Below are 26186 nucleotides of genomic sequence, written 5' to 3'. Positions count from 1 at the left end.
GGTCGATACTGGGCACAGTTATTGGGGTCCGCACCTTTCAGAATTGGCCGGTGTCTGCTAGCCTTTGCGTCAGGTTTCCGACTACCTCTCTGCCGCGTACGCCATGCTCCCCTGAGTCGGCTTCCTCGCGCAGTCTCGCTCGGCCTCGTGCACCGCGTTTGCGAAAAGCCCATGCGTAGCGGCCCGACAGTGGGCTGAGCACGATGGGCTCGACGATCTGCGCGACAAAGGGCTGTCGAGCGCTCGAGCATTAATTTTCTGCTCGTTTACAAGACCTTCCTTATCCTATCGAGGATCGAAAAGATGCTAAGAAAAGCGTTGCGTATCGCCGGGCTTTGTCTGGTCATGTTGTGTGACTGGAGTGCTTTGCCGATGGCCGCTCATGCGGCTCCCGCATGCCATCCACGATCATTTGCCGACTATCCGGCCGGTTCGGGAAACGCGCCGCATCCAGTCGCGGCTCAACCATTGCTCACCAGCAAGAAGGCCCAGCAATTCCGTACGGCTATCCGTAGGGAATTCTCGGAGCCGGCGAATTTTGCCGGCCACTACCGAGTGGCGATTTGGGGATGCGGAACGGATTGCCGCGACTTCGCGATCCTCGACAAAGAGACAGGAAGTGTCTACGACATGCCGGGAGAGTCGGAAGTCGTCGGCATCATGGGCAACAATGATGAGCGCATCGATTTCAGAGCAGACAGCAAGTTGTTCATTGTTTCCGGTTGCTTCAATGAGAGCGAAAGCTGCCTGAATAAGCCGGAAAAACTGTTTTACGAGTGGACTGGCAAGACCTTGCAGTTGATTGGACAATGCCCGTTGGAGGTCGAAGAGGTTGATTGACGCCTCGATGAAAGGCGCAGGCATGTGAGCCATAGAAGACAGTCATATGCCATCATAAGATCGCCGCCATCTATCAATAAGGAATTTGTCAAGCAGGCGGCGAGCGCATTTATCTCGCGATAAATATTTCATGAGGCTGCAATCGAAATTACAGCAGCCGATTGACATCTAGTCGTCATTGGCCGCCGATAGCATTCCTGGAATGCGGCAATCGTTTTCCAGACATGCCGCTGAACGTGCGCCCGAAAAATGGCCGTAGCGCGCCAGATATCGATTCTGGTAACGGCCTTCGGGCTTGCCGGCGTTTGACCTACCCCCACCACGCTAACGCCTACACTTGCGCCTCGCTGTCCTATCGAGATGTGCGTAGGCCGACGCATGGCCGTGCACACTTGAGAGACCCAGGCGATATGACGAAGAAGAAAACCCCTGATGCATCCTTGACTGAAGCGAACGCCAGTGTGTCGCGCCGCGGTTTCCTGAAGCTCGCGGGCGCTTCGGGATTCGCGAGTGCGGCGGGCGCGTTGACCGTTGCCGCGAAGGCGGCGGACACAAGCGCTGCGGCCGACGGCACGCCCGAACAGATTCACCTGACGTGGGGCGAAGATCCCACTAGCGAAGTCGTCGTATCGTGGGCGTCGCAGGCGGCGTCCATGCATCCGCGCGTCACGGTGAGTGCGGATCATGGCCATCACGAAACGGTGGACGCGGTGCAGCGCACGTACACGGACGGGCTCAACGGCGTCGTGGTGTTCACGTACCACGCGCACCTGCGTCACCTGAGGCCGGACACGACGTACCGCTATGAAGTCACGGCGGACAACAGCAGTACCCTGGGCAGCTCGTTTACCGCGAGCTTCAAGACCGCGCCGCGCGGCCGCAAGCCATTCCGCTTTACGAGCTATGGTGACCTCGCGACGCCCAACACCAATTGGGTGTTGTCGTCGCCGCAAAGCCGCTTCGCGGTGGACGCCGTCGAGCGTTTCCAGCCACTGTTCCATCTGCTGAACGGCGACTTGTGCTACGCGAACCTGAATCCGACGCATCAAACCGACGTGTGGCGCGATTTCGGGAATAACAATCAGACATCGGCGGCGAACCGTCCTTGGATGCCGTGCCCCGGCAATCATGAGCTCGAGTTTCACAACGGCCCGCAGGGCCTCGATTCGTACCTGACGCGCTACACGTTGCCCCACAATGGCACGCGTTTCTCTGGACGCTGGTACGCGTTCCAGGTGAGTTCGGTGCTGTTCATCTCGCTCGATGCGGACGATGTCGTATATCAGGACGGAGCTGCATTCGTCGCGGGTCCGGCGCCGCTCGTGCCGGCGCCCAGCACTGGCAATGCGCCGATCCAACCGGGCACGTCGCTGTACGTGCGCGGCTACAGCAACGGCGAACAGACGCACTGGCTCGAGAAGACGTTACGCCGTGCAGCCGACGACCGCGACATCGACTGGATCGTCGTGCAGATGCACCAGGACGCGCTGAGCTCGTCGAAGGGCAACGGTTCGGACAAGGGGCTGCGCGAGCAATGGCTACCGCTCTTCGAGCGCTACGGCGTCGATCTCGTGCTCTGTGGGCACGATCATGACTACGAGCGCAGCTATCCGGTGTGCGGCTGTCACCGTTACATGGGCACGGACCTGAAGACCGGCGAGCGCGTCGATACGCTGACGCCGCGGCCGGCCCGACATGCGCAGCGAGGCGCCAATACGTTCGACACGAGCTACGGCACGATTCACCTGATTCTCGGCGGCGGTGGGACGAGCGCGCCGCTCGACGTGTATGGCGTCGATGCGGGCACCGGCAATCCGCAAGCGAAGGTGTTTACGAAGCCGAACCGGCCGATGCCGGGCACGACCGAGGGCACCTTCGTGCGCGCATCGGCCGATGCGGTGGAAGATGCGGTGTGGTCGGCGCAGCGTGATACCGGGACGGGTTATGGCATTGCGGTGTTCGACGTCGATCCGGGCGAGCATGGCGGCAAGACGACGATCACGATGAACTACTATCACGCGCCTGGTGCGGACCAGACACCGACCAGCAACTACGAGCTCTTCGAGACGGTTACGCTGACGAAGCGGCGCCGTTGAAAAGCGGCGCACCTGTCTCTTCGCCGCGGTGGGGCGGGCGTTTCAGCCGCCGGTCTGCTGCAGCTTGCCCCACGCCTCAGAGGTCGCGATGAGCGGGTGCCTGTCCGTGTCCTGTCGAAGGCGGCGCAGATACCGCGGGCCTGATCACGCCCTCCGCGCCGCATCGACGGCCTGATGAAGTCATTGTCCGAAATAGATCGAGCGCGCAGGCGTCTGCGCGCTCGGCTTCCCCGCATCGGATGAGCCGCGCTCTTGCGTTCCGCCCATGGACTCGACAGCCCGTTGCTGGCCGATTTGGGCAGCGTTTTGGGCGGCTACTTTCTCCTGGGCAGCTTGAATATCGGCGGGGTAATTCAAATCGTTGGCCGTCGGTCTGTACCCGGCTTGCTCGAGCCTTATGAGATCGGCACGTACCTGTGATCGGGTGAGCGGGGCGGACTCAGCGTGTGCAAAAGTCAACGTGGAACTGACGAGCGCAGTGAGCGTCAGTGTCAGCAGGGCGAGCTGTTTCATGATCAAGATTCCTTCCAATAAAGGCCCCGGTTTGCCGGGAAGCTGGTGACGCACGGAGACATCCGGCTCAGGAGCCGAAGTAGAGGTCGCAGAAGCTAGCGGGTCCGACGCAGGCCGGCGGATCTGACGGAGGCGTCTCGTGCTCGATGCGACCGGCATCGCTCGCGCCTGTCATTGGGGCACCCATACCGCTATCGCCTTTCTGCTGCTTGAGCCTGGCGGCTTGCTGTTCGAAGATCGGAGCGACTGCGGGATACGATGTGTCGGTGACTAAATTCAGACCGTCATGTTCGGCTTCGATCAATTCCTGACGCACTTGCGCTCGGGTCTTCTCCTGGGCCGGCGCGCGGGTCGCAATGCCCGCTCCGGCACAAAGCATCAGGGAGATAATCACGGTTCGCTTGAACATTTTGTACTCCTAATTAAATGGTAAGGATGAACTGGTGCTGCGATGTAGAGCTAGACAATGTAGAGCGAGATCGTGAGGACGACCGGATCAACTTCCGTTCGGCCCCACGCATCGTAGTGGTGTCGCCTAAAGAAGGCAGACGCGTTGCAAATCCACCGTTCGTTGGTATACGTATCTATTGAGCCACGGCACAAACACATATTCGTCGTACGCGTTGCTACCGACCAGAATCCAATGGGAGAGAACGTTGGTCATGGCAGTCTCCTTGTCTCCGCTCGCTTCGACGTGAGTGGACTGGGATGCCGTAGTCGTCATCGGCCTGCTCACACCAAGCTATACCGGGAACGGGCGCCGCTAATTCCCGCGATCTCTACGGACCTGAACAAAATTGCACACATAGCACATCGTTGGAATAAACCGGCCCGCTCTCCGGTATCTCGGTTAGACACGGGAAGCGCGGAGGAGAGGATATGGACGACGAGGAGGAATTAGCCCCGGACCTGCCGAGCCAGTCGTTGCGGGACGTCGCCGACCGTCGCAAGGCGGGTAAGGAACCTCGGTCGTCCTTGGCTGGGGCAGGCGCCGGCATGCTTTGGCTATTGCACAGGCGCACGCTCACGCGAGGCGCCGAGGGGCTGATGAACAGCCACGGTGCCGGATCACCGGCGCAGAGGGTGGCCGAGAGGCGACAGGCCTTGCAAAGGCTGCAGCTCTATTCCGGCGTGGTGCTGTGGATATACGTTTCCATTCACTTGGTCAATCACGCGCTCGGCATTGGGTCATTGGATATTGCGCAGCGCGGACTGACACTGTGGGTCGGGCTCTGGCATAGCCTGCCTGGCACGGTCCTGCTATACGGTGCGGCTGGCCTGCATTTTGCCCTGGCGCTGCGCACCATTTATAGCCGACGACATTGGGCGCTGCCGCCGACCGAATGGCTGCGCCTCTGGGCGGGCCTGAGCCTGCCTTTGCTGTTGATTCGCCACGCAGTAGGAACGCGCGTCGCGGCTTCGTTCTACGGCTTCGAACCGAACTACGAACGGGTTATCGCGTCTCTGCTCGTGAGTGGCACGCAGGGCCTGCAGCTCGCACTGCTCGCACCGGGATGGGTGCACGGCTGTCTTGGACTGTGGCGGCATTTGCGCCGCTATGCGCTCCTGCGTCGCGCAAAGTTAGCGCTGCTCGCCATGCTCATTCTCTTGCCGGTGCTATCAGCGGCGGGTTTTGTTCAGATGGCGCGCGCGATCGCGTCCGGCCATACCGGGCTTGCGCCGGCGCTGATCGAACACCGTGCGGCGCTGGACCATTGGCGCCACTTGCTTCTCACCGGCTATCTGTTGCTGATTGCGGCTGCTTTCACAGCAGGTCAGTTGCGAAACCGGATCTTCAAGCCTGGTTCGCGCGAAGCGTCCAGCGAATTGAGGCGAGCTGATCGATGACACACACGCTGATCCACAGCCTCGATGCCGAGGAAGAAATGTCACGGCTTGGTGCGTCGAGCAACTATTCTCAGGCCGACTAACAACATCACGACAATCGCTGCAACCAAATAGTCAGATCGACGAGGATGTCGGTTCCGTCGTTGAGGACGATCCGGGCGTGCGTGTGGCGCACACCTGCATTCGCTCGATCGCATCGGCAATGCGGTCGACGAATGGATTCTTGTGGGCGAGCGGGCCGCTCGCGGATTCCCGATGCGCGAGCATCGCCGCGTTGGCCTCGAACACGAGGATCCGTCCATCCGGCAAAAGCGTGAAGTCGATGCCGCAATAGTCGAGATCGAGCTGGCGGCCGATCTCCACGATCGCATGCATCGCGGCTGCACCGAGCGCGGCGTGCGGATCGGCAAGAAAGCGCCGCTCCTCCTCGAGCTTCCACGGCGCTTCGACCATTTCCGCGGAGAAGTAATGCACCATCCAGTTCGGCGAGATCGCGAGGTGATAAGCGAAGGGCTCGCGGTCGACGTAGATCATCCGGTACTTGCGGAAATAGCCGTCGGCACTGCGAACGTCGTGGTAAGCCGTCAGATAGCAGGGGTGGTCGAGCTTCGAGAGTGCGGACCAGAGCGTGTCGAGCGACGTCTGTAGCGTCAGCCCCTCGCCGCCGTGTGTGCCGAGCGGCCGCAGCAGCAAGGGGAGTGTGATGCCGGCTTGGGCGAGCCGTTGCGCCAACGCGTCGGCTGTGGGCGGGCATGCGTCGAGGCGCAGGCAGCGCGGCACGATCGCGTCGCGTACCGGTTCGAGCAGCGCGGCCGTGCGATGCCGGAACGTACGTTCGATCGCCTCGGGCGGATTGAGCACGGGGCGGCCGCAACGATGCGCAAAGCGCGCGATGCGGGCCGCGAGCGGCGCAGCGAAATCCGGGTCGCCGATCGCGTTGAACACGAGATCGTAGGGCGGCAGGCTGGCGTCCTCCGCTTCGTCCGCGTAGTCGATCGCGTACTTGATGCGGGAGGTCGTCTGGAACGACAGCATCGTGTCGATCGGAATGTTGCCGCTGCCGTTCCCCACGGCGAGGATCAGCAGACGGCGTCGCTCGACGCCGAGGGCCGGCTCGACGAACACGCGCTGCAGTCGGTATGCGCATTCGCGGTGACGCGCGGCCTCGGCCTTACTGCCTTGGGCGTCCAGGACGGCCGCCAGATTCTGATGGGCGATCGCGAGGCCGGGGTGGACGGCAAGCGCGTGCCGGTACCAGCAGGCAGCTTCGTCCCACCGTCCCTTCATGAAGTAGACCGTTGCGAGATTGTAGAGCGCGAGCGCAACCCCTTCGGGCCCGGCGTCGCTGAACGCGGCGAAGGCCGCAAGCGCGAGCTCGTGCGCGGCGAAGCCATCCTCGTCGCCGGCGGCGCGCATCGCGTCGCGGATCTGCGCGTGCAGGGCGACGTCGAGCGGCCGGCCGTCGAGCGCACGCTTCAGACGCTCGATCGCCGCTCGCGGAGCGTCGGGCGCGTCCGAGCGGTGGGGCGGTTCGGAAGCAGGGGGCGTCATCTCGTATCCTGAGGGCCGCGCCGCGCGCTTTCAGGCCCGTTGCAGACCGAACTCGGTCAACGCTTCGGCGAGCGTATCGACTGCGTCCAGCGTGACGGCGTTGTAAAGGGAAGCGCGCAGGCCGCCAAGCGAGCGGTGTCCCTCGACGCCGACGATGCCCCGCTCGCGGGCGGCTTCGATGAAGGCCGCGTCGAGCCGCTCGTCGCCGAACGTGAAGGCGGCATTCATGCGCGAGCGCCAGGGGCGCGCGGCATGCACGGTGACGACGTCGTCGAGCTTGTCGAGTGTGTCGTACAGGCGCCGTGCCTTCGCTTCGTTCACGCGCTGCATCGCGTCGAGCCCGCCGATGTCGTGGAGCAGCCAACGCGTGACCAGCGTGAGCACATAGATTGCGAACACCGGCGGCGTGTTGTAGTTCGAACGATGCGTAACCTGCGTACGGAAGTCGAGGATGCTCGGCAGTCCTTCAGGAATGCGCTCGAGCAATGCACGATCGATCAGCACGACGGTGACGCCGGCGGGGCCGAGGTTCTTTTGCGCGTGTGCGTAGATCATCCCGAAGCGCTCGACGGCGACGGGCTTCGACAGGAAATCCGAGGACATGTCCGCGATCAACGGCGGCACATCGGCCCGTACCTCGCGCGCAGGCTCGGCGAACTGCAGGCCTTCGACGGTTTCGTTGGACACGTAGTGCAGGTACGCGGCGTTAGCGGCGACATCGAGCGCGTCGAGCTCGGGCAGATCGCAAAATCCCGTGCGCTGCCCGCTCCAGGCGACCCGGCACGGGCCCACGCGGCCGGCTTCGGCCGACGCGCGGCTGCTCCAGTAGCCCGAACTCACATATTCGGGCGGCGCGAACGAGCGCGTTGCGAAGTTCATCGGGATCGTGGCGAACAGCAGGCTGCTGCCGCCTTGCAGGAAGGCCAGCGCATAGCGGTCGGGAAGGTCGAGCAGCTTGCGGATGTTGTGTTCGGCTTCGTCGAGGATCGACAGAAACCAGTCCGATCGGTGGCTCATGCCGAGTACCGATATGCCCGTTTCGGGCAGCGAGACGATGGCGTCACGCGCCTGGTTCAGCACGGCGACGGGTAACGCGCCCGGGCCGCCCGAGAAATTCAGTGTGTTGCCCATCGTGATTCCGTTGGTCGATGGCGGCGAGTCCGGCGTACGCGTCGCGCATCAGTGCCGTCAGAATAGACGGGAAAGAGGCGCTTTTTCCCGAGCGAAGCCCATCGTCTGGTTACCGGACATTTCAAGCGCGGCGGCTCGATTTGCATCTGGGAAATGCTGCGGCCTGTATGTGGCGCATATAGAGGTACGGACCGACCCAGGGTGGGCCTGCGCCCCGGGCTGAGCACGCCGGTCGTCACCCGCCGACGTGTCCTGCCCGCGTATCACTTGCTTACCTTACCCAATGGCACACGCGGTGATGGTGATGGTCCACATGGCACGCCTTATGAGGACGAGCTTCAGCCATTGCGGGCGCAAGGACGGCAAGTGCGACGGCGGTTACGGTCAGGATTTTTGCAACACGGGTCATGATGTTCTCCAATTGTCGGCAGCCGACCTCCGGCCGCCGTGACGTCTAGCGAGCGGAAGGCCGAATTATGCACACGCAGGAGGGTTGGCCGGCTGTAAACCATGTAACCGTTGATTTATCGACCCGGTATGGCGGGACGCGCACGATGCCGGATCGAGCATGTTCGGGCGATGAACGGGCGTTGCCGCTCAGGCGGCCCGGGACGCAACAAGCGGCTTACAGAGGCGCTTATGCGCTGGTCCTGTGGCTAAGACCTTGACCGGCCCTTGCAGAACGCAGTTTAGAAAATTACAAAAAGCATTCCTGTCTATACAAATTGGCGATTTCGACGGCACGCAAGATCACAGCATTCGTGGATCGCCATCAATGCCCCTTCAGTCAGGCTGTGCCTACGCGCAAACCCCGATTGTTCCGAAAAAGACAGCCGGACTATCTTGTATATACAGGTTGGGTGTGGTCAGACATTTCTTGCATGTCCACCCCGTCCTGACAGGCCCCGATGTTCCAGATTGGCAGCTTCGACCGGCACCCTGTGCGGCTGGAATTTCGTACTACGAAATGAACGTATGGAGTATTCATGAAAAAGTTCGCTTTGTGTATTGCGCTCGTTGCTGTCGCAGCCAGCGTTTCCGCGAAAGACTGGTCCACGATTCGCTTCGGCGTCGATGCCAGTTATCCGCCGTTCGAGTCAAAGAACACGAGCGGTCAGGTGGTCGGCTTCGACATCGACCTCGGCAATGAGATCTGCAAGCGTCTGAATGCAAAGTGCGTGTGGGTCGAAAACGACTTCGACGGCATGATCCCGGCTTTGAAGGCGAAGAAATTCGATGGCGTGCTGTCATCCATGTCAATGACGCCGCAGCGCGAAGAACAGATCGCTTTCTCTTCGAGGCTGTTCAAGACCCCGACGCGCCTCGTCGCGAAGCAGGGCTCGACCATCCTGCCGACAGCGGAGTCCCTTAAAGGAAAGGCGGTCGGGGTCGAACAGGGAACCATTCAGGAGACCTACGCAAAGGCGTATTGGGAGCCTAAGGGAGTGAAGATCGTGCCGTACCAGAACCAGGACCAGGTCTACACCGACCTGATCTCGGGGCGCCTGGATGCTTCGCTGCAAGACGCCGTGGAAGCGGATGTCGGCTTTCTGAAGACACCGCGCGGCGCCGGCTTCCAGTTTGCCGGAAACGAGATCAATGATCCGAAGACGCTCGGCAACGGCGCCGGCATCGGCCTGCGCAAGGAAGACACCGATCTGAAGGCGAACATCGACAGGGCCATCGCCGAGATGATCAAAGACGGCACCTACCAGAAGATCGAGAAGAAGTATTTCGACTTCGACGTCTACGGTCGTTAAACGCGTCGGATTCCCGCATCACTGGCGCTATCCGCGGCTATCCCATCTTGTGTGGTGCCCGGCACTCGTTGTGCCGTGCCGGCCCAACGCTGGGACATCGCGTGGATAGCGCCATGTCACCAAGGATAGAGTTCCATGCTATTTCACGGCTTTGGCCCGTTGCTTCTCTCGGGTACATGGGAAACCGTCAAGCTTGCGGTGTTGTCGCTGATTGTGGCCTTCATATTGGGTCTTGCTGGTGCAGCGGCCAAACTGTCGCCGAACCGCGTGCTTTCGCGAATCGGCACGATTTATACAACGCTGATTCGAGCCGTACCGGATCTGGTTCTCATGCTGCTTCTGTTTTATGGCTTGCAGATCCTGCTCAATGATCTGACCGACGCGGTAAGCGCCGATCAGATTGATATCGACCCGTTCGTCGCGGGCGTCATCACGCTGGGTTTCATTTACGGCGCGTACTTTACGGAAACATTCCGTGGTGCCTTTCTCGCCGTTCCGCGCGGACAACTGGAGGCCGGCTTCGCCTATGGCTTGAGTTCGCGGCGGGTATTCGTCCGCATCCTGTTCCCGCAGATGATGCGCTTTGCGTTGCCTGGCATCGGCAACAACTGGCAGGTGATGGTGAAGGCGACCGCACTGGTCTCGATCATCGGACTGGCCGACGTGGTCAAGGCATCGCAGGACGCCGGGAGGAGCACCCTCCAGTTCTTCTTTTTCACGTTGTTTGCCGGCGCAATTTATCTGGCGATCACTACCGTTTCCCATCTGGCGTTACACCGGTTGGAGAAACGCTATGCGACGGGTGTGCGGAGGGCTACGCTGTGATCGATCTCATTCACCAATACTGGCCCAACTATCTGTACTCGGACGGTTTCAACTACACCGGTCTGGTCGTGACCCTCTGGCTGCTGGTCGCGTCAATCGTGGCGGGTTTTTGCCTCGCTGTGCCATTGGCGATCGCGCGTGCTTCGCGCAACCGCTACATCTCGGGACCAGTCTGGTTTTATACGTACGTCTTTCGCGGCACGCCACTCTATGTGCAGTTGCTCCTCTGCTACACAGGACTCTATAGCCTGCACTTTGTTCATACGCACGCACTGCTCGATCAGTTCTTTCGCAATGCGATGAATTGCACTTTGCTGGCTTTTACACTGAACGAGTGCGCGTATGCGACTGAGATTTTTGCTGGCTCGATCAGGGAGACCGCATACGGTGAGATCGAGGCTGCACAGGCTTACGGCATGTCGAAATACACGCTCTATACACGAGTCATTCTGCCGTCTGCGTTGCGGCGCGCGCTGCCGTCCTACAGCAACGAAGTGATCCTGATGCTGCACGCGACGACACTCGCATTTACCGCCACTGTGCCTGACATCTTGAAGGTGGCGCGTGATGTCAATTCCGCTACCTATGCGACGTTCCAGGCCTACGGTATCGCCGCAGGACTGTACGCAGCGATAGTTTTTGTCCTGATATGGGGATTCCGACGCATGGAAACCCGCTTACTCGCTTTTCTCAAGCCGCAAGGGCATTGAACCGGCTCCACGCAGCCAAGACGGAGTACATAACATGTACAAGCTGATTGTCGATGACGTGTATAAGAAGTTCGGTGACAACGAGGTGCTGAAGGGGGTGTCGCTCAAGGCGAAGGCCGGTGACGTGATCAGCCTGATCGGGTCCAGCGGCTCCGGTAAGAGCACCTTTTTGCGTTGTATCAATTTCCTCGAATCCCCCTGTGCCGGGCGCATCACGCTGAACGCAGAAGAAATCAGAACCATGCGGGACCGAAACGGTTCCCTGCGGGTTAGCGAAGCAAAGCAATTGCAAATGATGCGTACACGGCTTTCGATGGTGTTCCAGCATTTCAACCTGTGGGCGCACATGACCGTACTCGAAAATGTCATCGAGGCCCCGGTTAGCGTGCTGGGATTGAGCCGCGCAGAAGCAGAGGCGCGCGCACGTAAATACTTGGCCAAGGTGGGACTCTCGGCCGATATGGAGCGGAAGTATCCCTCCCATCTGTCCGGTGGGCAGCAGCAGCGCGTAGCCATCGCCCGCGCGCTGGCAATGGAGCCGGAAGTGATGTTGTTCGACGAGCCGACCTCCGCGCTCGACCCGGAACTGGTCGGCGAAGTGCTCAAGGTCATGCAAGCGCTGGCGGAAGAGGGGCGCACCATGATCGTGGTCACGCACGAGATGGGCTTTGCGCGCAACGTGTCGAATCATGTGATCTTCCTGCACAAAGGGAAGATCGAAGAAGAGGGCTCGCCCGCTGAGGTTCTCGTCAATCCTCGCAGCGAGCGGTTGCAGCAATTTCTCGCGGGACGGCTCAAGTAGTTGCGTTCAGCTACCTAAAGTAGCTGAACGACCGGATGCCGTTCGCGAAAACGAACTACTTCAGAGATTGATAGCCGTCCGGGGACGAGGCGAGCATCCGCTCCACGTACCGCGCAATTATGTTGAATCTGGCGGCAAACGCTTGTGACACATAGGCAGGGTAGCGAAAAGCGGCGCATATACCGTCAGAAATGCCGTCGCGCTGCTGTGTCTGTGCTGAGACGCTGCTGGACGATTGCGAGAAGATGCAAATCACGACCAGTAGATGGCGCCAAGGCAGAGTGCTGATTCACTTGCCTGCGGCTGGGCAATTTAGCCTCCGCGGTCCGTCTCTTTCAAGAGCAGCCGGATCAGCGCGAACATACGATGAAAAAAGTAATCGATCTGCGACGACTCGACAATCGGCACCTTGTCTGTCTCGGTGTGCCGGATCATGAACTTATTCCCGATCGCGGTTAGTTGAGTGGCCTCCTGTTCGAGACGGTCTCGGAATTCCGGCTCGGAAGAAACCCGATCGAGTAATGCTCTGGTGCTGCCCTTCTTGTCCTTGCCGGGTTCAAGCGTCTTTAGGCGTTCCCAGGCGTCCCATAGCTTCTCAAGCGCCTCCCGCCGCACATCGATGTCGCGGTTCAGGAACTTCTGGCGAGCTGTCTCCAGTAGCGTATTGAGTGTCGCGTCTCCCGTCTGAAACAGCGTCTCGATTAGACTTTGGTCGATGACGGCCGGGGCGAGGCGACTCACTTCGCCGTCAAGCAGTTCGAAACCCATGCCATTGCGCTCGAAGATTCGATTCACGTCGGACGCAAACTTCTCTCGTCCGCTTTCTTGGTCATAGGTGTAGTGCGAGTGACTCATGTACTGGTGGTACTGTGGGTCAAGCGCTTCGGCGACATGTTCGTAGGAAAACTCGATTAGGTCGAAAATCGCGCCGTCAGCTGGCGGGGCGTCAGGATCAATCTGCTGCCGTGGCGATAAAAGCCCATAGCCGGCTATCGTATTCTCCAGCTTGTCGAAATCCGTCCCGGCATACGCGTAGCCGTCGCTGCATTTGTCCGGGAAAGCAAGGCCGAACCATTCTTCGTCTATGCGTGCGCGTATGAGTGTCAGTAGTGCGCTGCGCGTTGTGTCGTCGAGCGACTCAGCGACTCTCGGCTTTATGATGCCCTGTCGCTCGGTGAACAGCTTTTTCATGCGTGGTCCTTGCGTTCACCAGCTCAAAGGGCGATGGCCTTCTCGATTGCCTTGACAGCAACAGCAGTCCCAATCTTCGCGGCGACATCGAGCGCCCACTTGCCTGATGACTTCAGGTGACCGATTGCACCGGCTGCGTCGTGATTCTTTGCGGCCGTTTCAGCCGCACCAACGCTGGCGATTGCCTGGTCATGTTCAACGTCGGTCGCCTCTTTACGCATGGAAGCTCGAAGAGAAGCTAGTTCCTCGGCGAGAGCAACAAGATCGATCCCCGCTGCCGCCTGTTCGCAGGCTTGGTTGAAGGTGTTGTGCGCTGCCTGAGCGTTCGGTCCGACAGCACCAGCTTGACCAGAAATGTTGTATTGGTCCCCCATGGCAATCCTCTCAGAGAAGAACTGTTGAACTACCATCTGCTCATGTCGTGGTAGCAGATACTCGTACGCATCTAGATGTGCACCGTAGGGCGAAGTCGTCTCATCGTCGAAGGTGAATGACGGGAAAATCTCCGGATCCACCCGGAATGCGACTTCAAGTGCGAAATCGAAGGCTCCGTGTGATGAACGGCACTCAAGATACAGGACAAAACGATCACGCTGTCCATCGCGGACAACTGCCTTCTTGAACTCGCGGCCGCTGCGAGGATCGGTGAAACGTACACGCGTGGGCACGGCTCCCTGCGGCAGGCACAAAGCATAGTAGCTTAGGCGCTGCCGCTCGGTCGGGATGCCAGCCCACGATGTGAGGAAGCGAAACTCGCCGTCGTTACAACTCAACCGCGCAGAGGACACCTTCCGAACTTTGCATTCCGCGAATGCCTGTGCGAAGTGTCGCTCATGGCGGTCGTCAAGGAAATGAAACGGGCCGCTTCGCGGTTCTTCATATTCGTCCGCGAAGGCAACAGTGATCGCGTCTCCATATTTCGCGTGCATGCGGAAAGTACGCAATGCCCCGTCGGCATCGAGCTGTTCGACAATCACGACGGCTACGTTCATTTTATTCTCCTTCGGTGTTCGCGACTTAGCAGCGCTTTCTGGGTAGTGGTGTGCGCGGGCGGCCATGGATCCCCGGCTTACTAACCATATGCACCCATTCTTTGAGCTGTGCGATCCTCTCGTCAGTTGAGCATTTCGTGGTTTGCCCGACAAAGTAGTGTGCTAGATCGGCGATTTCCCCTCGTGCAGGAATTCCCGTACCTCCCCAGTACCAGAACGGCTCAAAGATCAGCGCATTCTTGCCGCCCCTGTCGCGAGCACGACTTTTTTCGTCTTCGTGATAGTCCTTCCGCAATGGGACTAATTCTTCTCCCATTACCCCCGATTTTGCTCGATAGATGGCATCTCTCCGGCCACGGAACCGCCTTTCGTACTCGCCAAGGGAAAGTATTTCGGAGATGTGTCCCACGTATGCAACTCGCCCAATTCCATATTGCTTAGGGGCAAACGCAATGACCCAGTCGCCCGGGATGGCGTGCTTGCGAATCACTGGCTTGCAGCACGAGAGGGTCAGCATACTATTGTCGACGCATGGAGCCATTCCGGCATCAGTGGCCAGAACATACCGCCAGATCCGGTTCACGATGCTGCCTCCATCAATACCGAAGTAACCCAGTCGCTCATGCTGGATGAATCGATGGGGTGCGCAACAAACTCTTGACCTCGCGCGGCGGTCTGAAGTGAACCGTCTGGTTTCCAGCGATCAGGAGGGTTGTATGTCATGCCGCAGCCCCTTTTGCCGGGATGAAGCCAGTCTGGGACGGTCCAAACGGATGGTAACGAACTGGTAGCCGACAGGCGATACCCATGTTTAAGGGTGCCCCAACCCTTGAGAGGCAATTGCTTCGGGCCAAGCTTCAGTTGGTCGGCGGCAAGATAGAGGACATTTGGCGATTTCCAGCCGGGTCGGACGTGAGGATGTACTTCAAGCCATGGGTGCTGCTCTATTGCGCGGCTTCCATCTGTTCCTAGATCGAATACGTCTCCAACCTGGAGCCATCCCCAAATGCGGTGTTCTGGCCGGCCGATGAATTTCCAACGACCGTCATGTTCGACCGGTCGAAATAGGCCCCAAAAGATAAATAAATCTCCGGCACCTACATTCTGTTTCGCTAAATGTCCTTGAGCAGAGGACACCTGACCTAGGGCGCCTCGCCAACCGGCAATGCGCGGCAAGCACTCTGAGGCAACGTCGGGATCAAGGTGGCACCAGTTCTCCGCAGTTAGACGGCCACGAGTGAGATCGGTGACGAGATCGCCGTATGGGGCACTCAAGTCCCCATAGCGGGTGCGAGAGGGCATTTTCGTCGGAATGGGTAGGGAGACCGGGCGGCCTTCGACAATCGGGCTTGGGCAACCACCGGCGGTTCCATCAAACCCCTTTCGGCTGAAGATGATCTTCACGACGATTCCCCCGGAAATACCAATATTTTCATTGCCGGCCTGTCGTGTCAGCGTATCCGAACGCGGTGTTTTTCGCGAGCCTGAACAAAGTCATTTGGCTGTTGAGAGCGTGATAGTGACCCTTATAAAATAACGATACGGCTGAAAAACCGACCAAAAACCGGGTTTCGGCTCACCGCTCGCGCCGCAGCGCACGCCTGAGCAAATCCGCCGGAGATTGGCCGGATTTCGCTTCGAATTTTCCCCTCTGATCTGCCCGAAATGTCCGATGCCGCCAGGCAGGCGTTGGTGCGCGCTTCTTTTTCGCGTTTTCCGGAGCTTCCATGCCTGCTATCACAATTCCAACCACAGTCGAGAGCACACCGACGACCGTCGCTCCTGCGTTCCCGTTCGTTGCGCAGACCAACGACTTCGACGATGTCTTTGCGTGCGCCGCGATGCTCGCGGGCAAGACGATCGAGGAGGTGAGGGAGATTGCGGTCGCCAAGACGAAGCATCCTGCACGGGGGCCGTACTACCTCGGCGAAGCTCAAATCGCTGCGCTGCTCGCCCAGCTTGGACTCGTTGCGACCGTCTACAAGGAAGTTGGCCGCGTGGCGGACATTCCCGACGTCGCTTTGCTTCTAGTCGACTACAGCGCCGATATGGAAGTCGGTCGGCACATCCTGTTTCACCGCGCAAAGGCGTCGCACGCCTCCGGAACGACGATCGAATATGCGCTCGATCCTGCACCATGGTGTAAACCGACTGACCGCGTGCGAACCAACTTCATAGTCTCAGCCGTCCGTTGTGCCTGCGAAAAATGAGCCCCTTTTCAGATATCCCGTAGGTTTTGTATGCGCCCAATCGCCGCCCCTCCCTGACTCGGTAATCCATGGCCTTGAGTAAGGGCGGCGGGGATCATGGGTGTCGTATCAAACGCTCAGGCCCAGAAAATGGCGTGACACCGCACTAAGGGCTCTGGAGCGGCCTTCGACGATCGCCACCGATCCCAATACTGGCGCGGCAGGTAGTCAATTGGGGTACGTTCATGTGGCCTAATTCTGGAGGCGTGACGGTATACGAACCGCAGAAAGCGGCCGTATACCGTCAGAAATACCGTCACAAAATTGTAGATGCAGTGACTTTTAATTGAAACGACGGTAGACTGAAACTCTTGAAAAATTCAATCATTTCAATGACTTATGGCCGTCCTGAGACGCACTGAGCATCCGCTCCACATACCGCGCAATCAGATCGACTTCGAGATTGACCTGAGCGCCGGCCTTCACATGCCGCAGCGTCGTGACTTCGACCGTATGCGGGATCAGGTTGATCGAAAACTCGGTGCCGTCGGCACGGTCCTCGACGCTGTTGACGGTCAGGCTCACGCCGTTGACGGTGATCGAGCCTTTGTAGGCCAGATAGCGGCCGATCTCGCGCGGCGCGAGCACGCGCAACTCGTGCGATTCGCCGACCGGCGTCATCCGTGTGACGGTGCCGAGGCCGTCGACGTGGCCCGACACGATGTGGCCGCCGAGCCGCTCGTGCGCGGTCAGCGCTTTTTCGAGGTTGACCTCGCCAGGCGCACCGAGTCCGACCGTACAGTTGAGGCTTTCGCGTGAGACGTCGACATCGAACGTCTGCGTCGTTTTGGCGATGACCGTCATGCACGCGCCTTGAATCGCGATGCTGTCGCCGATCGCGACGTCGCCCAATTCGAGCGCGCCTGCTTGGACGGTCAGGCGCACGCCGGCCTGTGCGTCGGTGCCGATGGGCTCAACCGTTTCGATGCGGCCGACCGCCGCGACGATGCCTGTGAACATCCGTTCTCTCCTTATTCGTTCAGGTATGCGCGGCCTGCTGTTGCAGGCGCGCAAGAATGCGCAAATCATCGCCGATGCGCTCGATCGCATGAAATGTCAGCTGCGTGCGCGCTTCGAGCGCGGCCGGCGCGGGCAGGTCGAACATGCCGGCCGAATTGGCACCGAGCAGGCTCGGCGCCAGATAGACGAGCAACTCGTCGACGCAGCCTTCGCGCAGCAGCGAGCCGTTCAGCTTGTGGCCCGCCTCGACGTGCAGTTCGTTAATGCCGCGCGCGCCGAGCGTCTTGAGCATCGCGGCCAGATCGACCTTGCCGCGTTCGTTGGCGAGCTCGACGATCTCGACGCCACGGGCGGCGAGGGCTTCGGCACGCGCGGCATTGGTGTCGTCGATTCGCGCGCAGAACACGAGCGGCGGGGCGCCTTCGAGCAGCTTGGCCGTCAGCGGCACCTCGAGGCGGCTGTCGATGAGCACGCGCAGCGGCTGACGCGGGGTCTCCACTTCGCGTACAGTCAGCTGCGGGTCGTCTTCGCGTACCGTGCCGATGCCGGTCAGGATCGCGCATGCGCGGGCGCGCCACGCGTGGCCGTCGGCTCGTGCCGCGGCACCGGTGATCCATTGGCTTTCGCCCGAGGGCAGGGCGGTACGCCCGTCGAGCGAGCCCGCGATTTTCATGCGCACCCACGGCCGGGCGCGCGTCATGCGCGAGACGAAACCGATGTTGAGTTCGCGCGCTTCGTTCGCGAGCAGGCCGCAACGCACGTCGATACCGGCATCGCGCAGCATCGCGAGGCCGCGCCCCGACACCTGCGGATTCGGGTCTTCCATCGCCGCGATCACGCGTTTGACCTGCGCGTCGATCAGCGCGTGCGCGCACGGCGGGGTGCGGCCGAAATGGCTGCACGGCTCTAACGTCACATAGGCAGTCGCGCCGCGCGGATCAAAACCGCGCCGGCGCGCATCCTTGAGCGCTTGTACTTCGGCGTGATCCTGGCCAGCCGGCTGCGTGAAGCCTTCGCCGATCGTTACGTCGTCCTTGATCAGCACGCAGCCGACGCGCGGATTCGGCGTCGTCGTGTACATGCCGCGCGCCGCCAGAGCGAGCGCGCGTTGCATGTGAGTGAAGTCGGCTTCCGAGAACATCGTCGTCGCGTTATGCGGCCAGCGCCGCGAACGCATCGCGGGCAGCGGCCAGTGTTGCATCGATGACGGCGTCGTCGTGCGCGCTCGAGACGAACCCAGCCTCGTAGGCCGACGGCGCGAAGTAGACGCCCGCATCGAGCATCTTGTGGAAGAACGTGTTGAAGCGCGGGATGTCGCTGCGTGACACGTCCGCGAAGCTCGCGGGCACCGTTTCGTTGAAGTAGAGGCCGAACATGCCGCCGATGGCGTCGGCGCTGAACGGCACACGCGCGTCGCGGGCGCAAGCGGCCAGACCGTTCGTCAGACGCGCCGTTTGTGCCGACAGGCGCTCGTAGAAGCCCGGTGCCTGGATCAACTCGAGCGTCTTCAAGCCGGCCGCGACGGCGATCGGGTTGCCCGACAACGTCCCCGCCTGATAGACGCCACCTTCGGGCGCGAGATGGGCCATGATGTCGCGGCGGCCGCCGAATGCGGCAGCAGGCATGCCGCCGCCGATGACCTTGCCGAGGCACGTGAGATCGGGCTCGATGCCGTACAGCGCCTGCGCGCCGCCGAGCGCCACGCGAAAGCCACACATCACTTCGTCGAAGATCAGCACGGCGCCATGCTTCGTGCACAGCGCGCGGAGCGTCTTCAGGAATTCAGGGTTGCCGCGCACGAGATTCATATTGCCGGCGACAGGCTCGACGATGACGGCTGCGATTTCGTCCCCGAACGCGCCGAAGGCCTCCTCGAGCGCCGCGGCGTTGTTGTACTCGAGCACGGTCGTGTGCTTGGCGATGTCGGCCGGTACGCCGGCCGAGGTCGGGTTGCCGAAGGTCAGCAGGCCCGAGCCGGCCTTCACGAGCAGGCTGTCGGCGTGGCCGTGGTAGCAGCCCTCGAACTTGACGATGCGGCTGCGGTTCGTGAACCCGCGCGCGAGGCGCAGCGCGCTCATCGTCGCTTCGGTGCCGCTCGAGACGAACCGCACTTGCTGCATCGTCGGCATCAGCTTGGCGATTTCCTCGGCAATCTCGATCTCGGCTTCGGTCGGTGCGCCGAACGAGAAGCCGTTCACGAGCACGCGTTGCACCGCTTCGAGCACTTCCGGGTGCACGTGGCCGACGATCATCGGACCCCAGGAGCCGATGTAGTCGATATAGCGAACACCCTCGGCGTCCCAGAAGTAGGGCCCTTGAGCGCGGGCGATGAAGGGCGGGGTGCCGCCGACGGAGCGGAAAGCGCGTACGGGCGAGTTCACACCGCCGGGAATGACTCGGCGGGCACGTTCGAACAAGGCTTGATTCGTGGACATGGGATCAGCTGGCTTCAATGGGCAGTCCGCTGTGAGGCGGTTGAAGAGGCGGGCGCGAGCGCGTCCGATGCAATGCGGCAATTGTACCGGACCAACGCTTCGCAAGCCGGCTGGCCAAACGGCATAGGCGATGCGGGCTGGGGCTCGCCGGGCGGGGCTGAAAAGAAAAAAGCGCCGCAAAAGCGGCGCTTCGAAGGTACTGCGGCGTGGCGCCGCAGGCGTAAGCCCGCGGCAACCATGCGTATGTGCTGCGATTTAGAACTTGTGGCGCATGCCGATGCGAGCGACGACCTGGTTCGACGTCGTGCTTGCGCCGTTGCCGTTCGAGCCGAAGACCGGTGCGTAGATGTCGGCCGTCACACCACCGGACATCGCGTGCTGGTAAATACCCATCACGTAGACGTCGGTGCGCTTCGACAGAGCGTAGTCGGCGATCGCGTTGAGCTGACCATACTTCGGACGCTGACCCGTCGAGTCGACCTTGCCGTCCGTGAACGTGTAGCCGGCACCCAGCGTTGCTGCCGGGGTCAGGCTGTATTGGCCCCAGAGTTCATAGCTGTTGAACCACACCGAGCTGCCCGAGTTGTTCGCATTGTCAAACTTCACGTTCGTGAAGTTGCCGCCGAACAAGACCGGACCGAGCGTGTAGTTGGCGCCCGCGCTGATGACTTGCATGTTCTGCGGCGCACCGACGAGGCCCCAGATACCGCTGGTCGGCGAGACAGCGGCCGGGTTTTGGTTGCCGCCGCCGTAGAAGTTGCCGTCGGCGAACTGAGCGGCAGGGTTCTTCGCGTAGAAATAGCCCGCGCCGATGTACAGCGGACCGGCCGAGTAGTTCAGGCCGGCGCCGATCGTGCTCTTGTTGCTGAATTGGCCAGCTTGGCCGCCGAACGCGTAGAAGGCCTCGCCCTGGAGACCGACGAAGCGCGGCGACACGTACTTGACCGCATTGTTGACGCGGAAGCCGTTATCCGTGTTGTCGATATCGGCCGGGTGCGAGAACAGTGCGCCCCATTGACCGTTGAAGGTCGTCGGCTGTGCGTTGTCGACCACCGGGTCGTATTGACGGCCGAGGGTCAGGGTACCAAACTGGTTGTTCGTCAGACCGACGTAGGCTTGACGGCCGAACTCGAGGCCGCCTTGACCCAGCTTGCCGTTGAACGGGTGGAAACCATTTTCCAACTGGAAGATGGCCTTCGTGCCGCCACCCAGGTCTTCGGCGCCCTTCAGGCCCCAGCGGCTACCTTGGACGATGCCGTCTTGTGCCAGCCACTGAGCGTGGCCGCCAGCGTTGTTGTTGTACGTGATACCTACATCGATGATCCCGTACAGCGTCACGCTGTTTTGCGCGAACGCAGGAGCTGCAATGGCGCTCGTCACTGCGAGGGCGATAAGCGATTTTTTCATCAAATGGTCTCCGAGACGTTGAGAGGCAGTTGCAGTTTTGAGCACCCGGATAGGGTTGGAGTGCGGCGGACACGCGCGCCTCGCGAACGAGGTTGCGCTGAGTAGTCCAAGCAGTCCTGCCGATACTAGGCATCCGAAAGCCCGCGCCTCATTAGTGGAAACACTACTTGCCGGAAATTGTTGCGATTTTTGAAACGGACTTTTTCACCTGGAGCTATCGCCAAATCCACGCCAGCTGGTCCTTCCCACGACTGTGAGTATTTAATTAACGATTTGATATGTTGCTGGCGCGCAACGGTCAGGCTGGCCCCATTGTTGCGAATACGTCGCAACAATAGGCGAAGCGTTGCTACCGGCTGCCCGCTCCGAGGCGCCACCACCGGTGGCCGCAAGCATTCCGAATAGTTCGATATGCGAAGTGGATGGACAAAAAAAGACCCGCGCGGTGTCCGGGCGGGTCCAAATTCGATGAAAAGCCGGCGATCGTGGCGAACGTCGGCAAGGTCAGTGTAGTCGCGCGTGCGGCGTTTCGTATGAGGGTTTGCTTGAGGCGTGGCCCTCGGCTAGTCGGTGGCCGAGGAGGGGGCGCCCGCGCCATGGCTGAGCCAATCGAGCACGGCGACCGCGTCGTCGGTACTCGTCGAGCGTGCCTTGGCAACCGCCTTGGTCACGTCCGTACTGGGCGCGGCCCGGCGAATTGCAACGCCCACCGCCAGAATGTCGATCATCACGAGATGCAGGATGCGTGAAATCATCGACAACTGCGACTCGCGAATCTCGATGTGATCGGTCTCGAGCGCCACCGTCGCCCGCTTGGCGAGCGGCGTGTTGCTCGAGGTGATCGCGATTACCTGCGCGCCGGCCTGCATGGCGACGTCGAGCACGCGTAGCAGTTCCGGCGCGCGGCCTGACTTCGACACCGCGACGATGACGTCGCCCTTGCCGAGCAGTGCGGCCGAGGCGGCCTGCATATAGAGGTCGCCGTAGGCGATCGTCGGGATGCCGAAGCGAAAGAACTTGTAGTGCGCGTCCTGCGCGACGATGTTCGAGTTGCCGAGCCCGTAGAACTCGATGCGGCGCGCGCCGTTGAGCAGGTCGATCGCACGCTCGACGTGCTCGAAGTTCAGATGCTCGCGCAACTGCAGGATCGCCGACACCGTATTGTCGAGCACCTTCGCGCCGAAGTCGGTCGCCGTGTCGCCAAGGTGAACCTGGCTGTGGCTGACCGGAATCGTGCCCGTGAGGCCCGTGGCCAGCTTGAGCTTGAAATCGGACAAGCCCTGGCAGCCGAGCGAGCGGCAGAAGCGAATCACCGTGGGCTGGCTCACATCGGCTTTGCGCGCGATGTCGACGATCGGATCGCTGATGATCGAACGCGGGTGGTTCAGTGCGAGATCGGCTACGCGGCGCTCGGCCGGCGTCAGCGCGTCGCGCATCTGGCGGATGCGTTCGAAGACGGCCGAGCCGCTTGCGCCCGTGCGGTTCGACAGCTGTTCGGCCAGGATTGCCGACACGCCGAGGAATGCCGGATAGTCGGCCGTGATGACGTAGGTCGGTACGTTGGCGAGATAGGCTTCGAAGCGCCCCTTCGCCTCGAAGCGCTGGCGGAACGACGACCGGGCGAAGAACTCGCCGAGCTTGGGCACCACACCGCCGCCGATATAGATGCCACCGAGCGCGCCAAGCGTGACGGCGATGTTGCCCGCGAACGTGCCGAGAATGCCGCAGAAGCAGTCGACCGCTTCTGCGGCGAGCGGCTCGCCGGCCAGGGCGCGCGTGACGACATCGGCCGGATCGAGCGAGGCGGGCACGCGTTTCTTGTCGCGGGCGGCCAGTGCGCGATAGATGAGCTCGATACCGGGGCCGGCCGCGACACGCTCGAACGACACGTGCGACCACTTCTTGCGCGCATAGTGCAGCACCAGATCCTCGCGCTCGTCCGCCGGAGCGAACGTGGCGTGGCCGCCTTCGCTGCCGAGTGCGATCCAGCGGTCGTCGGCGGGAATCAGACCTGAGACGCCCAGGCCCGTGCCGGGCCCGAGCAGGCCGATCACGCTGTTCTGGCGCCGCGTGCCGCCGCCGATATGCACGCGCTGCGCATCGGTGAGGCCGGGCAGCGCCATGGCGAGCGCCGTGAAGTCGTTGACGACGAGCAGCGTATCGAAGCCGAGCGAGCGACGCGTCGCCTCGATCGAGAACGTCCAGTTGTGGTTGGTCATGCTGACCTGGTCGCCGTCGACCGGGTTCGCGATGGCGATCGCCGCGTGATTGACGCGGCCGATCTTCGTGTCTTTCAGATACTTGCGCAGCACGTCCTCGACGCCCGGGTACTCGGCGCACGGATAGACGCGAATCTGCGAGATGTCCCCGGGCGCCGTTTCGAGTGCAAAGCGCGCATTCGTGCCGCCGATGTCGGCGAGCAAGCGCGGGCCGTCGGCATGCGGCGGTGCGCCGGGAAGCGAAACTGCTTTAGTTTGCACACCAGTAGACATCGAGTCTGACTCCCTTGTCGTTTGCCAGCTTCGAGATGGCGTTTTCTTGCGGCGCCGAGCAAGCGGCGTTCAGCACGTCGAGCTTGCTGCGGCCGGCGATCAGCAGGAACAGCCGCTCGACATGCACGAGCGCGTTCAGCGACAGACTCACGCGGGCATGCGGTGCCTGCCCAGGATGCACGGCGACGAACCGGGCCGCGCTCGGCGCGATAATGTGCGGCCACTCGGGCGCATCGGCGAACAGCGACGCCGTATGGCCGTCTTCGCCCATGCCCAGTACGGCGACATGGGGCAGGGCGCGCGCCGGGTCGGCGTTCAGCGCGGCGACGTGGGCTTCGAGCGTCGTGCCCACATCGACGAGCGGAAGAAAGCGCGCGTCGGCGGCGTGCTCGCGCAGCAGCGTTTCGCGCACGAGGCGGGCGTTGCTGGCGACGTCGAGGTCGGGCACCCAACGATCGTCGACGAGCGTGACGTCGACGTTGCGCCAGTCGAGCGTGCGCTCGCCGGCCAGCGTTTGCAGGAACGGACGGGGGCTCGTGCCGCCCGATACCGCGAGCGTGACGCGGGAGCGGGCAGGTGTGGCGGTCAGCGACGCCTTGAGCGCGTCGCCGACTGCTTTGGCCAGCGCACCCGTTTGGGCGGACTGGTCGTCAAAAGCGTGAAGCTCGATCACTTCTCCTCCAGACTGCTTTTTGTATGTCGATTCGACTTTGTCTACGCGGTGCGCGTCGCGCACCGGAAGTTTGCCTCGTCGACGTCAGTTCTCTTCTTCGAGCCAGCAAGTGCCGTGCTGCGCGAGCATCGCGCTCGCCGCGGCCGGCCCCCAGGTGCCCGATGCGTACGGCTTGGGCGGCTTGTTCGACTGCACCCATTCGTTGAGGATTGGCTCCACCCAGCGCCAGGCCGCCTCTTGCTCGTCGCGCCGCACGAACAGGGCAAGACGGCCGTTGATCACGTCGAGCAGCAGGCGCTGATACGCCTCCATCTGGCCTTCCTTGAAGAACTGGTCGAACGCGAGATCGAGGTGCACGCTGGCTAGGTTCATGCCTTCGCCGGGCTGCTTGGCGAGGCAGTACAGACGGATCGACTCGTTCGGCTGCAGGCGGATCACGAGCCGATTCGCACCCGGGCGCAGTGCCGGCGCACCGAGCGCCGAATGCGGCACGGGGCGGAAGTTGACGACGATCTCTGCCACTCGCTCAGCGAGCCGCTTGCCCGTGCGCAGGAAGAACGGCACGCCCGACCAGCGCCAGTTCTCGATCTCGACCTTCAGTGCGACGAATGTCTCGGTCGTGCTCTGCGACTTCACGCCATGCTCGGTGGCGTAGGCCGGGACCGCGGCGCCTTTGATCACGCCCGCGTGGTACTGGCCGCGCACGGCGACTTTGCCGATGTCGGCCGTATCGATGGGCTTGAGCGAGCGCAGCACGCGCAGCTTCTCGTCGCGCACGGAGTCCGAATCCATCGAGTGCGGCGGCTCCATCGCGACGATCGAGAGCAACTGCAGCAGGTGGTTCTGCACCATGTCGCGCAGCGCACCCGTGTTGTCGTAGAAATCGCCGCGGCCTTCGACACCGAGTTCCTCGGCGATCGTGATCTGAATGCTTTCCACCCACTCGCGGCGCCACAGCGGCTCGAACAGCGCGTTGCCGAAGCGCAGCGCGAGCAGGTTCTGCACGGGCTCCTTGCCGAGGTAGTGATCGATCCGATAGATCTGATCTTCCGCGAAGATCTCGCCGACCGCGTCGTTGATCGCGTTGGACGAGTGCAGATCGTAGCCGAGCGGCTTCTCAAGCACGATGCGCGCGTGCTGGTTCAAGCCCACCGACGCGAGCGCGCGGCAGATCGGCACGAACAGCGACGGCCCCGTCGCGAGATAGAACACGCGCGTGCCGACATGGCCTTCGAGCGCGTCGCGCAACAGCACGAAATCCTCGGGCTTGCCGAGGTCGAGCTTCACGTAAGAGATGCGCTCGAGGAAGCGTTGCCACACGTTTTCGTCGAAGCCGTTCTTGGCGACATGGCCCTTGACGTTGCCGTTGACCCACTCGATGTAGCCGTCGCGATCGGCCGCGTGGCGCGCGACCGCGACGATCTTGCCGTGCTCGGACAGCATGCCCGCACGGTGGGCTTCATACAGGGCCGGAAGGATCTTTCGCATCGACAGATCGCCGGTTCCGCCGAAGAGGACGAAGGTGAAGCCTGAGTCGATTTGCATGAGTCGTGAGCCGAAGGTCGAGGGTTGCTAGAGAGGTGCGGCGTTCAAGCGTGTAGCGCGATAAAAATATTTTTGACACTGAATTGTAGTTTAACTACAATCCAAATCAAGAGGTAGCGTTGATTCAGTGCAAAAAGCGTGTGGCCGCGAGCAGCGGCACGGCGCT

General features: G+C 61.5%; 24 protein-coding genes. 8 read left to right on the top strand and 16 right to left on the bottom strand.

All coding sequences use genetic code 11. From position 1 onward, the window contains the following. Positions 1–303 precede the first annotated feature (303 nt). Together D7S89_RS06855 and D7S89_RS06850 are read left to right on the top strand one after the other, a co-directional pair. Positions 304–840 (top strand): hypothetical protein, encoded by a 537-nt coding sequence (locus tag D7S89_RS06855; RefSeq protein ID WP_121276877.1) that lies wholly within the window; start codon positions 304–306, stop codon positions 838–840. A 410-nt stretch (positions 841–1250) separates the two neighbouring features. After that, on the top strand, positions 1251–2936 hold the full coding sequence (locus D7S89_RS06850) for a purple acid phosphatase family protein (RefSeq protein ID WP_121276875.1): 1686 nt from the start codon (positions 1251–1253) through the stop codon (positions 2934–2936). A 180-nt stretch (positions 2937–3116) separates the two neighbouring features. Here the strand turns inward: D7S89_RS06850 and D7S89_RS06845 are convergent, their stop codons facing one another. Beyond that, positions 3117–3449 carry a DUF4148 domain-containing protein gene (locus D7S89_RS06845; protein ID WP_121277334.1) on the bottom strand — a complete coding sequence of 111 codons (333 nt, stop codon included), beginning with the start codon at positions 3447–3449 and terminating at the stop codon, positions 3117–3119. Between the two features lie 67 nt (positions 3450–3516). After that, on the bottom strand, positions 3517–3858 hold the full coding sequence (locus D7S89_RS06840) for a DUF4148 domain-containing protein (RefSeq protein ID WP_121276873.1): 342 nt from the start codon (positions 3856–3858) through the stop codon (positions 3517–3519). A gap of 470 nt (positions 3859–4328) precedes the next feature. Between D7S89_RS06840 and D7S89_RS06830 the strand changes: the two genes are divergently transcribed. Continuing rightward, positions 4329–5297 (top strand): hypothetical protein, encoded by a 969-nt coding sequence (locus D7S89_RS06830; RefSeq protein WP_425470748.1) that lies wholly within the window; start codon positions 4329–4331, stop codon positions 5295–5297. A gap of 114 nt (positions 5298–5411) precedes the next feature. Here the strand turns inward: D7S89_RS06830 and D7S89_RS06825 are convergent, their stop codons facing one another. The 3 genes from D7S89_RS06825 to D7S89_RS27725 form a co-directional block, all read right to left on the bottom strand. Next, a complete protein-coding gene (locus D7S89_RS06825) occupies positions 5412–6848 on the bottom strand; it encodes a tetratricopeptide repeat protein (protein ID WP_121276869.1) in 1437 nt (478 codons plus the stop codon). 30 nt (positions 6849–6878) lie between these two features. Next, positions 6879–7979 (bottom strand): 3-phosphoserine/phosphohydroxythreonine transaminase, encoded by a 1101-nt coding sequence (gene serC / locus D7S89_RS06820; protein ID WP_121276867.1) that lies wholly within the window; start codon positions 7977–7979, stop codon positions 6879–6881. A 271-nt stretch (positions 7980–8250) separates the two neighbouring features. After that, positions 8251–8388 carry an HHHH-motif protein gene (locus tag D7S89_RS27725; RefSeq protein ID WP_245982733.1) on the bottom strand — a complete coding sequence of 46 codons (138 nt, stop codon included), beginning with the start codon at positions 8386–8388 and terminating at the stop codon, positions 8251–8253. A gap of 577 nt (positions 8389–8965) precedes the next feature. Here D7S89_RS27725 and D7S89_RS06815 point away from each other — a divergent pair. From D7S89_RS06815 to D7S89_RS06800, 4 genes are all read left to right on the top strand, one after another. Then, a complete protein-coding gene (locus D7S89_RS06815) occupies positions 8966–9739 on the top strand; it encodes an ABC transporter substrate-binding protein (RefSeq protein ID WP_121276865.1) in 774 nt (257 codons plus the stop codon). A 135-nt stretch (positions 9740–9874) separates the two neighbouring features. Beyond that, positions 9875–10564 (top strand): ABC transporter permease, encoded by a 690-nt coding sequence (locus tag D7S89_RS06810; RefSeq protein WP_121276863.1) that lies wholly within the window; start codon positions 9875–9877, stop codon positions 10562–10564. Then, complete coding sequence (locus tag D7S89_RS06805) at positions 10561–11274, top strand: ABC transporter permease (protein ID WP_121276861.1); 714 nt, start codon at positions 10561–10563, stop codon at positions 11272–11274. The genes D7S89_RS06810 and D7S89_RS06805 overlap by 4 nt, the downstream gene beginning before the upstream one ends. A gap of 34 nt (positions 11275–11308) precedes the next feature. After that, on the top strand, positions 11309–12076 hold the full coding sequence (locus D7S89_RS06800; protein WP_121276859.1) for an ABC transporter ATP-binding protein: 768 nt from the start codon (positions 11309–11311) through the stop codon (positions 12074–12076). Between the two features lie 312 nt (positions 12077–12388). Here the strand turns inward: D7S89_RS06800 and D7S89_RS06795 are convergent, their stop codons facing one another. Genes D7S89_RS06795 through D7S89_RS27125 form a run of 4 tightly spaced genes read right to left on the bottom strand, consistent with a single transcriptional unit; the run spans position 12389 to position 15663 of the window. Further along, positions 12389–13267: an AbiJ-NTD4 domain-containing protein gene (locus D7S89_RS06795; protein WP_121276857.1), complete on the bottom strand. Its 879-nt coding sequence runs from the start codon at positions 13265–13267 to the stop codon at positions 12389–12391. A 23-nt stretch (positions 13268–13290) separates the two neighbouring features. Then, on the bottom strand, positions 13291–14259 hold the full coding sequence (locus tag D7S89_RS06790) for a hypothetical protein (RefSeq protein WP_121276855.1): 969 nt from the start codon (positions 14257–14259) through the stop codon (positions 13291–13293). A 25-nt stretch (positions 14260–14284) separates the two neighbouring features. Next, the gene (locus tag D7S89_RS27130; RefSeq protein WP_147426604.1) at positions 14285–14842 is read right to left on the bottom strand and encodes an Nmad2 family putative nucleotide modification protein; all 558 of its coding nucleotides are present in this window, start codon (positions 14840–14842) and stop codon (positions 14285–14287) included. Next, on the bottom strand, positions 14839–15663 hold the full coding sequence (locus D7S89_RS27125; protein WP_147426603.1) for an Nmad3 family putative nucleotide modification protein: 825 nt from the start codon (positions 15661–15663) through the stop codon (positions 14839–14841). Before D7S89_RS27125 ends, D7S89_RS27130 begins: the two co-directional genes overlap by 4 nt. Before the next feature lie 323 nt (positions 15664–15986). On the opposite strand from D7S89_RS27125, the gene D7S89_RS06785 reads away from it, so the two are divergent. Beyond that, positions 15987–16469, top strand: coding sequence for a hypothetical protein (locus D7S89_RS06785; protein ID WP_121276853.1), 483 nt, complete (start codon positions 15987–15989; stop codon positions 16467–16469). A 363-nt stretch (positions 16470–16832) separates the two neighbouring features. Here the strand turns inward: D7S89_RS06785 and D7S89_RS06780 are convergent, their stop codons facing one another. From D7S89_RS06780 to zwf, 7 genes are all read right to left on the bottom strand, one after another. Continuing rightward, positions 16833–17468, bottom strand: coding sequence for a riboflavin synthase (locus D7S89_RS06780; protein ID WP_121276851.1), 636 nt, complete (start codon positions 17466–17468; stop codon positions 16833–16835). Positions 17469–17487: 19 nt separating this feature from the next. Further along, positions 17488–18609, bottom strand: a complete 1122-nt coding sequence (gene ribD, locus D7S89_RS06775; protein ID WP_121277332.1) for a bifunctional diaminohydroxyphosphoribosylaminopyrimidine deaminase/5-amino-6-(5-phosphoribosylamino)uracil reductase RibD — start codon at positions 18607–18609, stop codon at positions 17488–17490. Between the two features lie 10 nt (positions 18610–18619). After that, a complete protein-coding gene (hemL, locus tag D7S89_RS06770; RefSeq protein WP_121276849.1) occupies positions 18620–19903 on the bottom strand; it encodes a glutamate-1-semialdehyde 2,1-aminomutase in 1284 nt (427 codons plus the stop codon). Positions 19904–20158: 255 nt separating this feature from the next. Then, on the bottom strand, positions 20159–21310 hold the full coding sequence (locus tag D7S89_RS06765) for a porin (RefSeq protein WP_121276847.1): 1152 nt from the start codon (positions 21308–21310) through the stop codon (positions 20159–20161). Positions 21311–21873: 563 nt separating this feature from the next. Continuing rightward, on the bottom strand, positions 21874–23802 hold the full coding sequence (locus tag D7S89_RS06760) for a bifunctional transcriptional regulator/glucokinase (protein WP_121276845.1): 1929 nt from the start codon (positions 23800–23802) through the stop codon (positions 21874–21876). Continuing rightward, a complete protein-coding gene (gene pgl, locus D7S89_RS06755; protein ID WP_121276843.1) occupies positions 23780–24475 on the bottom strand; it encodes a 6-phosphogluconolactonase in 696 nt (231 codons plus the stop codon). Before pgl ends, D7S89_RS06760 begins: the two co-directional genes overlap by 23 nt. An 84-nt stretch (positions 24476–24559) precedes the next feature. Next, positions 24560–26020, bottom strand: a complete 1461-nt coding sequence (gene zwf / locus D7S89_RS06750) for a glucose-6-phosphate dehydrogenase (RefSeq protein WP_121276841.1) — start codon at positions 26018–26020, stop codon at positions 24560–24562. Positions 26021–26186 lie beyond the last annotated feature (166 nt).

It is taken from the genome of Trinickia fusca (genome assembly GCF_003628145.1).
GTDB classification, from domain to species: Bacteria; Pseudomonadota; Gammaproteobacteria; order Burkholderiales; family Burkholderiaceae; genus Trinickia; species Trinickia fusca.
This window is presented reverse-complemented; position numbering and strand designations above follow the sequence as displayed.